Source organism: Kribbella qitaiheensis (assembly GCF_014217565.1).
GTDB classification, from domain to species: domain Bacteria; phylum Actinomycetota; class Actinomycetes; order Propionibacteriales; family Kribbellaceae; genus Kribbella; species Kribbella qitaiheensis_A.
The window spans coordinates 5333195-5345395 of sequence record NZ_CP043661.1 but is presented as its reverse complement, the minus strand read 5'-3'; the positions used below and the strand labels follow the sequence as shown (position 1 = coordinate 5345395).

The following is a 12201-nucleotide window of genomic DNA, read 5'->3' as shown; positions in this document are numbered from 1 at the left end:
CAGAACTTGCTGTAGTCGATAGCGTGGGGCGGATGCAGCTGAAGTTGGGGCCGTTGCTCCGGTACGTCGACGAGACGCGGGCGACCGTGTGGGTCGAGACCGACGAACCGTGCACGGTGGAAATCCTCGGGCACCGGGCGCCGACCTGGACGGTGCACGGGCATCACTACGCCCTGGTGCTGATCGAAGGATTGACGCCGGCGAGCGAGACGCCGTACGAGGTGCGGCTGGACGACTCGCAGGTCTGGCCGCTCGCGGACAGCCCGTACGGACCGAGCGTGATCCGGACGCCGCGGGCCGACGGGAGCTTCCGGCTGACCTTCGGATCCTGCCGCAGATCGGCGCCGTTCGACGAGCAGGGCTTCAAGGATTTCGGCCCGGATGCACTCGTCGCACTGGCCGAGCGGATGGCCGGCGGCGAGGCGGAGCGCCCTGACGCGGTCCTGCTGCTGGGCGATCAGGTGTACGCCGACGACCCGTCGGACGCAGTACTGGCCAAGCTCAGGGCGGCACACGGTGGGCGGCAGGGATCCGAGGTGGCCGACGAGATCGGCAACTTCGAGGAGTACACCTGGCTGTACGACGATGCGTGGCTGACCCCTGCGGTCCGCTGGCTCTTCTCGACGGTGCCGTTGTGCATGCTGCTCGACGACCACGACCTGCGGGACGACTGGAACACCTCACTGAGCTGGCGCCGCTGGGTCACCGCGCAACCGTGGTGGCACGACCGCGTCGTCGGCGCCTACGCGTCGTACTGGGTCTATCAGCACCTCGGCAACCTCTCACCGGAGCAACTCGAGAAGGACCCCACGTACGCCGCGATGCGGGCGCTCGACGACGAGGACGAACGCAGTTCCTACCTGGACGCGTTCGCGTGGGAGGCCGACGACGACCCGGCTTCGACCCGCTGGAGCTTCTACCGCGACTTCGGCGCCCGCTCGAAGGGCGTCCGGCTGGTCGCGATCGACTCGCGCTGCTCCCGGGAGCTCCAGCCGGAGAAGCGGGCGATGGTCGACCAGCACGAGTGGGAGTGGGTCCGCCGGCACACGGTCGGCGCCACCCAGCCGATCAACCACCTGCTGCTCGCCTCGACGCTGCCGTTCCTGCTCGCGCCCGGTCTGCATCACCTGGAGGGCTGGAACGAGGCGGTCGCCTCCGGCGCCTGGGGACATCGGGCCGCCGACGTCGGCGAGAAGATCCGGCAGGAGATGGATCTGGAGCACTGGGCGTCGTTCCGGAACTCGTTCGACGACGTGACCGACCTGCTCACCGACCTGGTCCGCGGCGAGAATCCGCCGGCGTCGATCCTGATGCTGTCGGGCGACGTGCACTGCAGCTACCTGGCCGAGGCCGAGCTCGCCGCGGTCGATCACCCCGGTACTGCGATTCGCCAGCTGACGATGTCGCCGTTCCGGAACCCGATCGGCCGGCATATCCAGTTGGCGAACAAGCTGCTCGACACCTGGTGGATGACCGCGTTGCTGCACAAGCTGGCCCGGTCGGCGGGGGTGCGTGACGTCGCGGCCCGCTGGCGGACGGCGTACGGGCCGTGGTTCGGGAACGGTGTGATGACGGTCACAGCCGCCGACGACCGATGGCTGATCGAAGTCGACCATGCCGCACTCTCCGGGGATCGGCAGATCCTGCGGCGGACCGTGGAGCACGGAGGATAACCCTTACGCTCTGGATTGAGACGTTTACTTTGTGACAACTTCCGGTAGGTTTCATCACGGTTAAGTCAAGGACGCACCCGCCCCGAGCGCGTCCTCATCGTGAGGAGGCTGAACCGTGAAGTTCATCCAGATCCGACGTACCGCAGCAGTGCTGGCCGCAGCAGGCCTGGCAGCAACCACCGCCCTGATGGCCACTCAGGCGACGGCCGCCCCCGTCGACCTGTCCAAGGTATCGGCGGGCAGCATCACCTCCACCCTGAGCAAGGACGCGTCGATCCCGGGTACCGCCTGGGTGACGCTCCCCGACGGCCGCATCATCGTGTCGTACGACGACACCGTGACGGGTTCGAAGCTGAACTCGCTGACCGGCGTCACCAAGCAGTTCGGCAGCCGGATCACGCTGGAGAAGATCTCCGGCAAGCTGAGCAAGCGGATCGCCGGTGGCGACGCCATCTACGGCGGCCAGTACCGCTGCTCGCTCGGCTTCAACGTCCGCAGCGGCAGCACGTACTACTTCCTGACCGCCGGCCACTGCGGCAACATCGCCTCCACCTGGTACTCGAACTCCGGCCACACCACGACGCTGGGCACCACCTCCGGTTCCAGCTTCCCCGGGAACGACTACGCGATCGTGAAGTACGCGAGCTCGTTCACCAACCACCCCGGCACGGTCGACCTCTACAACGGGTCGTCCCAGGACATCACCTCGGCCGCGAACGCCTTCGTCGGTGAAGCCGTCAAGCGCAGCGGCAGCACGACCGGCGTACACAGCGGCTCGGTCACCGGCACCAACGCCACGGTGAACTACGCCGAGGGCTCGGTCTCCGGTCTGATCAAGACAAACGTCTGCGCCGAAGGCGGCGACTCCGGCGGCTCGCTGTTCGACGGGACGAAGGCACTTGGCCTGACCTCCGGCGGCAGCGGCAACTGCTCGTCCGGTGGCACCACGTTCTTCCAGCCGGTCACCGAGGCCCTCTCGGTCTACGGCGTCAGCGTCTACTGATCGATCGTCGGAACCCCCTGCTCTGGCAGGGGGTTTCTGCACCTACAACGTCAAGGTCTACTGAGCACCAACCCCTCTGTCGTCCCCGCCCGCATCTAGGGGGTTAGGACAGTACGCCGGGACCTCGGACAGGAAATAACATGTCCGAGGTCCCGCCTAGTTGTGCTGACCCCCGCGATGTGGTTATCCACCCCGGGCAGATCAGGCGGCCGGCGAGACGGGTCCGGCTGCATCTTCTCTGGTGTGAACAAGAGATTGACGACGATCGCCGCCGAGCGAGGCGGGTGGTTCAGCCGGGCCGACGCGCTGGCGGCGAATTACAGCGACAGCCAGATCCGGCTCCGGCCGAGGACGAAACAGTGGAGGCGGCTCTGCAGAGATGTGTACGTCGAGACCAAGGCACCCCCGGACGGCGAACTCCCATGGGAGCGCACCAGCCGATTCCATCTCCTGATGGCCCACGCGGTGATGCAGCGAATGACTGGTGACGTTCTGCTCAGTCACCAGTCGGCGACGCTCGTGCACGGCCTGCCGACCTGGGGCATGGGCTTCGGACGGGTGCAGGTGACTCGAGCAACCGGCCGGGCCCGATCCGATCGATCCGTGCAGGTCCACCGATCGGCACTCGGGCCGGACGACATCTGCGAGCTGTCGGGCCTCCGCCGGACCACCGCCGCTCGGGCGGTGGCCGAGACCACGTGTACGACCTCCTACGAGGTCGGAGTCGCGCTGGCCGATGCCGCTCTGCAAAAAGGGCTGGTGACGAAGGACCAGCTGATCGAGATGGCAAAGCGAATCCAGCACTGGCCAGGAGCACCGGCAGCGCGAGCCGCGGCCGAGTTCGCCGATGGCAAGAGCGAATCCGTCGGTGAGTCCCGCCTTCGAGTGCTGATGGCCAATCGCGGATTACCCGAGCCGGAGCTCCAGGTGGAGATCCGCGACATCGGCGGACGCCTTCTCGGACGGGTCGACTTTCTGGTGCAAAAATCTCTGATCGTCGAGTTCGACGGAGCCCGCAAGTACGGGTCTGCGAAGGATCTGGTCGCCGAAAAGTGGCGTGAGGATCGCCTACGAGAGAGAGGGTACGGCGTCATCAGAGTCGGCTGGCCGGACCTGGACCTGCCCGACATCACCGGCCGAAGACTTCACCAGGCGCTAGCGAGATCCGCTGCCTGACCCAGCCTTGAACAACAGACCGGCACCTAGAACACGTTATTTCCTGTCCGAGGTCCCGGTTCGGTGTTCAAGCCTGATCTCGGCGGCCTTCATTCTCCATCGACTGCGAAGTGCCGACGCGCAGTCCTCGAAGGCACCGATAACCTCGGCGACGGAGAGCGCGGTGCGCTCCCCGTCGTCGGTTGCGAGACTCCAAGTGTTCGTCCGAGCCTCGATGATCGGGTCGGCCGGGTCGAACACCAGTTCCTCTTCCGCGACCTGCCGGATGTGCGCGGTCAGCAAATCACTGGCCGCGGCGGCGGGAGATTTCGTAGAGGGCTACGCCGGTGGCGATGCCGGCGTTGAGGGACTCGGTGCTGCTGGTCATCGGGATGGAGACGATGATGTCGCAGTTCTCCCGGACCAGGCGGGCCAGGCCTTTGCCTTCGCTGCCGACGACCAGGACGATCGGGTCGGTGGCTGCCTGCAGGTCGGGGAGTTCGATCTCGCCGCCCATGTCGAGGCCGACGATCAGCAGGCCGGCGTCCTTGTAGGACTTCAGCGCGCGGTTCAGGTTCGTGCAGCGGGCGACCGGGATCCGGGCCGCGGCACCCGCGGAGGTCTTCCAGGCCGACGCCGTCATCGACGCCGTACGCCGCTCCGGCACCACCACGCCTTGGGCCCCGAACGCTGCCGCGGACCGGGTGATCGCACCCAGGTTGCGCGGGTCCGTCACACCGTCGAGCGCCACGATGAGCGGCACCTGGTTCGCGTCGTACGCGATCCGGAGCAGATCGTCCGGGTGCGCGTACTCGTACGGCGGGATCTGGACGGCGAGGCCCTGGTGGGCGCCGTGGCTGGTGAGCCGGTCCAGCTCGATCCGCGGCACCTCCAGCAGCGAGATGCCGTGCTCGACGGCGATCAGCAGCGCCTCTCGCAGCCGGGCGTCCCGCTCGGTGCCCTCGGCTACATAGAGCGCGCTGACCGGCACGCCGGCGCGGAGCGCCTCGACGACCGGGTTGCGGCCGTACACCCACTCGACCGTGGCGTCGGTGTCCTTGCGGTCGGGGCGACGGCCGGTGGTGCGCTTCTCGGCGCGCTCCTTGGCCTTCGCCCGCTTGTGCGCTGGGTGCTTGGTGCGGTCGACCGCCTTCGGCGTCGGGCCTCTGCCTTCGAGCCCCTGCCGGACCCGGCCACCGGACCCGGCGGTCGGGTTGCCGCGCTTCTTGCGGATCGCGCCCTTGCGTTGACTACTGCCTGGCACTTCAGTTTCCTTCGGTTGATTCGGGCTTGGCGATCGTCCAGCGAGCGCCCTGTGGGGTGTCCTCGATCACGACGCCGAGCGCCTTGAGCCGGTCGCGGATGTCATCCGACGCGGCATAGTCCTTGCGTTCGCGGGCTGCCTGCCGCTGGTCCAGCAGCGCCTTCACCAAGCCGTCGACCACCTCGGTGAGCTCCTCGCTGCCACCGGCGCGGGAGGCCCACGGCTCGGCCAGCGGGTCGAGACCCAGCACGCCGAGCATGGCCCGCACGGCGGCCAGATTCTCTTGCAGGGCAGGAGAATCGCCATCGGCGACCAGCTTGTTGCCGTCCCGCACAGTGTTGTGCAGCACGGCGACCGCGGCCGGTGTCCCGAGGTCGTCGTCCATCGCGGCGGCGAACGCCTGCGGCACGTCAGCGGCCGGCTGCACACCGCCGGTCACCTCGGTCGCGCGTCCGAGGTACCCCTCGATCCGCTGGAAGCCGGTCGCGGCTTCCTCGAGTGCGCCCATCGAGAACTCGACCACCGAGCGGTAGTGCGAGCTGACCAGGTAGTAGCGCAGCTCGATCGGCCGGACCTGCTCGACCACGTTCCGCACGACGGCGCCGTTGCCGAGCGACTTCGACATCTTCTCGCCGGCCGCGGTGACGAGCGCGCTGTGCATCCAGAACCGGGCGAACTTCTGTCCGACCGCCGTCGACTGGGCCAGTTCGTTCTCGTGGTGCGGGAAGCGCAGGTCGAGGCCGCCGCCGTGGATGTCGAACTCGTCACCCAGGTACTTGCCGGCCATCGCGGAGCACTCCAGGTGCCAGCCGGGCCGGCCGCGGCCCCACGGCGTCGGCCAGGAGGCCGTCCGCGGGGTGCCCTCGGTGTAGCCCTTCCACAGCGCGAAGTCGCGCGGGTCGCGCTTGCCGCGCGGGTCCGCGTCCTCGGCCGCTTCCATGTCCGCGATCCGCTGGTGCGAGAGCTCGCCGTACGCCGGCCACGACTTCACGTCGAAGTACACGTCGCCCGAACCGTCCGGAGCCGCGTAGGCGTGCCCCTTCTCGATCAGGTCGCCGATCATCTCCACCATCTCGGGGATGTGACCGGTGGCGCGCGGCTCGTACGTCGGCGGGCGGCAGCCCAGCACGTCGTACGCCCAGTGCAGTTCGCGCTCGAACTCGTAGGCGTGGGCCCACCACGGGACGTCCCGCTCGGCGGACTTGGCGAGGATCTTGTCGTCGATGTCGGTGACGTTCGCGATCACGGTGACCTCGTACCCGGAGCGCTCGAACCAGCGCCGGAGCACGTCGAACACGATCTCCTTGTAGATGTGTCCCACGTGCGGGGCACCCTGCACCGTCAGCCCACAGTGGTAGATCCCGACCTTGCCCGGCTGGACCGGTTCGAAATCCCTCACTGCTGCTGTCGCGGTGTCGTACAAGCGAAGTGTCACCGATCAAGGGTAACGGTGATCAGAGAGTGCTCTTGACAATTATCCCCAGGTCGGTCACTGGGCCGGGCTGCCCGGCTGCCGGTACGGTGCTGCCCCAGGAGGACGCCTTGTCGAACGAGCAGCCGTACGGCGGCCAGCAGCCGCCTTACCAGGGGCCACCCCAGCAATGGGGCGCACCGCAGTACCCGCCCACACCCCCGCAGTACGGCGGTGGTGGCCCGCAGTACCCGCCACCCGCTCCGCAGTACGGCAGTCCGCAATACGGCGGACAGCAGTACGGCGGTCAGCCCCAGTACGGCGGTCAGCAATTCGCCGGGCCGCCTCCTGGCGGGCCTGGGTTCGGCTGGGGGCCTGGCGGTCCGCAGCAGCCCAAGAAGAAGAGCAAGGGCTGGCTCGTGATCCCCGTGGTGCTGGTGATCGGAGTCGTCGGCCTCTGGGTGGCCGGGGTGATCAGCAAGAACCACCAGGCCGACAACTACGCCGACCCGCAGCCGACGTACACCAGCACCACCGACCCCACCAACGGCCCCACCAACGGCCCGACCGACGAGCCGACCGTGCAGCCGACAGGCACCGGGTCCACGGAGCCCGTGCCGACCAAGACCTCGCCGCCTCCGCCGCGCAAGCCCACGCCGTACGAGGTCGTCAGCAGGAGCAAGTTCTACCGGACTGGCGTGCAGCCGGGGATCGGCTGCCGGGAGTCCGGCGCCCGGGCGACCACCTTCGCCAACGCGATCAAGTACTACGCGGTGGTGAAGGCCTGCGCCGACAAGGGCTGGCCGCGGCAGGTCCGCTCCGGCGGCTCGACGTTCACGCCGCCGAAGACGATCGTGATCTCCGGTCAGGTGCAGTCGCCGTGCGGCGGTAACGCACCCAGCTCCTACTACTGCGGTGCGAACCAGACGATCTACATGGCCGGCGCGCTGGACGTGCAGCGGAACAAGCAGTACCGCGGCGCTCAGAACCAGGCCTTGCTCCGGGCCGGGATGTCGTTCACCGTCGCGCACGAGTACGCGCACCACATCCAGGAGCTGACCGGGATCCTCGACGCGTCCGACACCCTGGGCTACGCGACCGGGACGACCGCCGGGAGATGGGAGGCGAGCCGGCGACTGGAACTGCAGGCGAGCTGCCTGGGCGGGGTGTTCCTGGCCGCGAACAAGGCCAGCTATCCGTTCACCGGCCTGATGAAGTCGGGGCTGGACTACTGGACCAACAACTCCGGTGACGAGGCCGACCCGAACGGCGAGCGGATCCACGGCACGATGAAGAACCACGGTTACTGGTTCCACCGCGGCTACAACAGCCGCAACATCGCCGCCTGCAACACCTTCCTCGCCCCCAGCTCGCAAGTGTCCTGATCCCGGCCAGGGAACCCCCCGAAAGCTAGGGTGCTGACCCGAGGAGGAACCTTGTCGAACCAGCACCCGTACGGCGGCCAGCCGCCGTACCAGGGGCCGCCCCAGCAGTGGGGCGCGCCGCAGTACCAGGGCCCGCAGCAGCAGTTCGGTGCACAAGGCGGACCTGGCGGACCGCAGTACGCCGGTACGCCGTACGCCGGGCCACAGCAGTACCCAGGCCCGCAGTACGGCGGACCCGGTGGACCCGGGTTCGGCTGGGGACCGGGTGGGCCGCAGCAGCCCAAGAAGAAGAGCAAGGGCTGGCTCGTCCTCATCCCCCTCATGCTGGTGGCAGTGGTCGGCCTGTGGATCTTCGGTGTCGTCAACAAGCACAACCGGCTGAACGACCACGACCACACCTCACCGGAGCCGACGTACTCGTACAGCCCCAGCACTGACCCGTCGGACGAGCCCACCGAGGCTCCGACCACGACCGAGCCCACCGAGGCCCAGCCGACGACCACCGCTCCCCAGCCGACCAAGACGACCCCACCACCGCCGCGGCAGCCCACGAGCTACGAGGTCGTCTCCCGGGACCTGTTCTACCGGACCGGCACCCAGCCGGGGACCGGTTGCCGGCTGCCCGCCGCCAACGCCTCGAGTATCGCCGGCGAGACCGCCTTCAACCGTGCCATGAAGGCCTGCCTGGATCGCGCCTGGGCCCGGCAGGTCCGGCTCGGCCGGGACGTCTTCCGGCCGGCGAACGTGATCACCATGAACGGCGGCGGCCAGACGCCCTGCGGGGGAAGCTCGGGCCGCTCGCACTACTGCGACTCCAACGGGACCATCTACATCGACGGTCGCTCCGACGTGCAGAACTACAACAACAGCAGAGTCTCGAAGATGTGGGTGCGGGTGCACATGGCCGACACCATGGCGCACGAGTACGGCCATCACCTGCAGAACCTGACCGGTATCAGCGACGCGTTCGCCGAGCTCTGGTACGCCGCGCCGACCAAGGCCGCGCAACTCGAGATCAATCGCCGGATGGAGATCCAGGCGACCTGTCTGTCCTCGGTCTTCCAGGGCGCGAACAAGGCGACGCTGCCCGTCTCGAGGGCCTACAAGAACGAGTACAACTTCATCTCGCACAACTCCGGCGACGAGTGGGACACCCAGCGGACGCACGGCAGCAAGGTGGTTCAGCCCTACTGGATGAACCGGGGCTTCAACAGCCGCAACGTCGCCCAGTGCAACACCTTCATCGCGACCTCCGACAAGGTCCGGTAGATACTCACAATCTTTTTTGGATTGATGGTTATTTCTTACTGAACCCGGGTAAAACCTCCGCTGAGCGCTCTGTCCGCCCCTCATCGCTCTGTGGAGGTTCCTCGTGAAATCCCTCGTCACGGGTGCTGCCGTCACGCTCGGCCTGCTCCTGGCCCCGCTTGCCGGCACCACCCTCGCCAGCGCCTCACCCGTCCCGCAGGATCCAACCGCCAGCCCTGCCCAGCACCAGCCGACAGCTGAGGCCCGGCAGCACGGCATCACCAAGGCAGGCGAAGCCTTCATGGGCTGGCGCCAGCCCACCACCGCCGCCGGCCCGGGCCGTGATGGCTCCCGCCGCCTCGGTCGAAGGCATCGACGTCTCCAGCCACCAGGGCAACGTCGACTGGGCAGCGCAGTGGAACGCCGGCAAGCGGTTCGCCTACTCGAAGGCAACCGAAGGCAACTACTACTCCAACCCGTACTTCGCCCAGCAGTACAACGGGTCCTACAACGTCGGGATGATCCGCGGCGCCTACCACTTCGCCACCCCCAACGACTCCAGCGGCGCCAACCAGGCGAACTACTTCGTCGACCGTGGCGGCGCCTGGTCCCGGGACGGCCGGACACTGCCCGGAGCCCTCGACATCGAGTACAACCCTTACGGCGCAACGTGTTACGGGCTGGGCCAGGCATCGATGGTCAACTGGATCCGGGATTGGCTCAACACCTACAAGTCCCGTACCGGCCGCGATGCCCCGATCTACACGAACCTGGACTGGTGGACCCGCTGCACCGGCAACAGCAGCGCGTTCAGCAGCACCAACCCGCTCTGGGTGGCGCGGTACGCGTCGGCACCGGGCACGCTGCCCGGCGGCTGGGGCTACAACACCATCTGGCAGTACAGCTCCACCCCGATCGACCAGGACCGCTTCAACGGCGACCAGACCCGCTTGGTTGCCCTCGCCAACGGATAACACCGTTACGTCCGAAGAACTGGAGCACACGTACCTCCGGTTCTTCGGACGTAAGCAGCGAAGAGGGTGGCGCCTCGCTTGTTTTATTGGGTTGCTGGCGTCCCATAGGCTCGGAAGGGTGACCTACCAGCTGCCGATCGAGACTGACCGTCTGACCCTTCGCCGCTACCTTGGATCCGACTACGACGACCTGCTGAAGTTGCAGTCGAACGAGGACGTCACCAGGTTCCTGTTGTACGACCCGAAGACGCCCGAGCAGGTCCGCGAATCCCTGGCTACCCGGCTGATCGACGTACCGATGGATACCGACGGCCAGGCGCTGACGCTTGCCGTGATCCTGCGGGAGACCGGCCAGCACCTCGGCGAGGTGACCCTGTTCGTCCACAGCATCGAGAACAACACCGGCGAGATCGGGTTCGTGTTCCACCCGGACTCCCACGGCAAGGGATACGCGGCCGAGGCATCCGTCGAACTGCTCCGGCTCGGCTTCGACGAGCTCGGGATGCACCGGATCATCGGCCGGCTGTGGGCCCACAACACCGGCTCGGCGAACCTGCTGAAGCGCCTCGGTCTCCGCGAGGAAGGGCGTTTCGTCAAGGCCGAGCTCTTCCAGGGCGAATGGGCCGACGGGCAGATCTTTGCCATGCTCGCGGAGGAATGGCAGCACCGCTCTTCCGGAGGCGGGCTTGATCCGACGCCTCTCGAAAGTAATTGACGAAGAATTTCTTCATCGCGGCACGCGTTCACCGCGACAGGGTGCGGCGGCGGGTCTACCGTCGAAAGATGATCGCCGCCCGCCCAATCACCACCCTGATCACCGGTCTCGTCGTCCTGGCTCTCAGCGCTCTCACGACAGGCACGAGCACCGCCGCCAAGTCGCCGGAACGCGAGATCGGCTACCGCGCCTGGACGTCGTCCGCCGACTTCCTGGCCGGCACCCGGACCGGCACCACCGTCGCCGACGGCGCCCTGACCTTCGGATCCGCCACCGGCAGTACGGCGTACGTCGACCCGTTCGGCGACGGCACGGCCAAGACCTACGAGCAGGCCAGTTGGGTCTCGCCCGAAGTGCGCCCCGGTTTCGGCCTCACCGAACTGGTCGCCTCCTGGAACGCCACCACGCCGGCCGGGACCTGGATCGAAGTCGCCGTGTCGGGTCACTCCGACCAGGGCGCCACCACCAAGTGGTACGTGCTCGGCCGCTGGAACAACGGCGACGACACAGCCGCCGGTGACATCCACCGCACGTCACTAGGCGGCCAGCGCGACACCACTGGCGACGTGTCCGTCGACACCTTCGTAGCCCGCCCCGGCCGCTCACTGGACCGCTGGCGCCTCAAGGTGACCCTCTACCGCCTCGCAGGCACGACAAGCGCCCCTGTACTGCGATCCGTCGGCGCTATGGCGTCCCGTCTGCCGTCGGACGCGACGGTGCCGGTCAGTCCTCGCGGAGGCGCCTGGGGACGCGTGCTCGCAGTACCGACGTACTCGCAGGAGACACACATCGGGCAGTACCCGCAGTGGGACGGCGGTGGCGAGGCCTGGTGCTCCGCGACGTCCACGGCGATGGTGCTGGACTACTACGGCGCTGGGCCGACTCCGGCGGAGACAGCCTGGGTGGACCCGGCGTACGCGGATCCACAGGTCGACCACTCCGCCCGCTCGGTCTTCGACTACGACTACGACGGCGCCGGCAACTGGCCGTTCAACGCCGCGTACGCCGGTACGCGCGGCCTGGACGCCTTCGTCACCCGGCTGCGCTCCCTCACCGAGGCGGAGCAGTTCATCAAGGCCGGCATCCCGTTGGTGGCGTCCCTGTCGTTCGAGAAGGACGAGCTCCCCGGCGCCGGCTACGGCACGAACGGCCACCTGATGGTCATCGTCGGCTTCACCATCGACGGCGACGTCATCGTCAACGACCCGGCCTCACACCTGATCAAGAGCAACGACGAGGTCCGCACGGTCTACAACCGCCAAGCCTTCGAGAACGCCTGGATCCCTCACTCGGGCGGCATCGTGTACGTCATCCACCCCACCACCAAGCCACTGCCCCCGCACCCCGCCCAGGCGAACTGGTAGCCCCCCAAA

The 12201-nt window shown here is 67.7% G+C and carries 11 protein-coding genes; 8 read left to right on the top strand and 3 right to left on the bottom strand.

The genetic code is table 11. The features are described 5' to 3' along the window. Nucleotides 1–32 precede the first annotated feature (32 nt). From F1D05_RS25400 to F1D05_RS25390, 3 genes are all read left to right on the top strand, one after another. On the top strand, nucleotides 33–1673 hold the full coding sequence (locus F1D05_RS25400) for an alkaline phosphatase D family protein (protein ID WP_185443014.1): 1641 nt from the start codon (nucleotides 33–35) through the stop codon (nucleotides 1671–1673). A 115-nt stretch (nucleotides 1674–1788) separates the two neighbouring features. Beyond that, nucleotides 1789–2676, top strand: a complete 888-nt coding sequence (locus tag F1D05_RS25395) for a S1 family peptidase (protein WP_185443013.1) — start codon at nucleotides 1789–1791, stop codon at nucleotides 2674–2676. 243 nt (nucleotides 2677–2919) lie between these two features. Beyond that, nucleotides 2920–3852: a hypothetical protein gene (locus F1D05_RS25390; RefSeq protein WP_185443012.1), complete on the top strand. Its 933-nt coding sequence runs from the start codon at nucleotides 2920–2922 to the stop codon at nucleotides 3850–3852. A 36-nt stretch (nucleotides 3853–3888) separates the two neighbouring features. On the opposite strand, the gene F1D05_RS25385 is transcribed toward F1D05_RS25390, so the two are convergent. The 3 genes from F1D05_RS25385 to cysS are packed head-to-tail and all read right to left on the bottom strand — an operon-like array spanning nucleotide 3889 to nucleotide 6530. Beyond that, entirely contained in the window at nucleotides 3889–4092 is a 204-nt protein-coding gene (locus F1D05_RS25385; protein ID WP_185443011.1) for a hypothetical protein, read from the bottom strand. Nucleotides 4093–4135: 43 nt separating this feature from the next. Further along, complete coding sequence (rlmB, locus tag F1D05_RS25380) at nucleotides 4136–5095, bottom strand: 23S rRNA (guanosine(2251)-2'-O)-methyltransferase RlmB (protein ID WP_185443010.1); 960 nt, start codon at nucleotides 5093–5095, stop codon at nucleotides 4136–4138. 1 nt (nucleotide 5096) lies between these two features. After that, a complete protein-coding gene (cysS, locus tag F1D05_RS25375) occupies nucleotides 5097–6530 on the bottom strand; it encodes a cysteine--tRNA ligase (protein WP_185443009.1) in 1434 nt (477 codons plus the stop codon). Between the two features lie 26 nt (nucleotides 6531–6556). Here cysS and F1D05_RS25370 point away from each other — a divergent pair, with 26 nt between their 5' ends. From F1D05_RS25370 to F1D05_RS25350, 5 genes are all read left to right on the top strand, one after another. Further along, entirely contained in the window at nucleotides 6557–7891 is a 1335-nt protein-coding gene (locus F1D05_RS25370; RefSeq protein WP_185443008.1) for a neutral zinc metallopeptidase, read from the top strand. A gap of 51 nt (nucleotides 7892–7942) precedes the next feature. Next, complete coding sequence (locus tag F1D05_RS42180; RefSeq protein WP_185443007.1) at nucleotides 7943–9160, top strand: neutral zinc metallopeptidase; 1218 nt, start codon at nucleotides 7943–7945, stop codon at nucleotides 9158–9160. 323 nt (nucleotides 9161–9483) lie between these two features. Continuing rightward, entirely contained in the window at nucleotides 9484–10113 is a 630-nt protein-coding gene (locus F1D05_RS25360; RefSeq protein ID WP_185449448.1) for a lysozyme, read from the top strand. Nucleotides 10114–10231: 118 nt separating this feature from the next. Further along, nucleotides 10232–10828, top strand: a complete 597-nt coding sequence (locus tag F1D05_RS25355; protein WP_185443006.1) for a GNAT family N-acetyltransferase — start codon at nucleotides 10232–10234, stop codon at nucleotides 10826–10828. Between the two features lie 68 nt (nucleotides 10829–10896). Next, complete coding sequence (locus F1D05_RS25350; RefSeq protein ID WP_185443005.1) at nucleotides 10897–12192, top strand: C39 family peptidase; 1296 nt, start codon at nucleotides 10897–10899, stop codon at nucleotides 12190–12192. The last annotated feature ends 9 nt before the right edge of the window (nucleotides 12193–12201 follow it).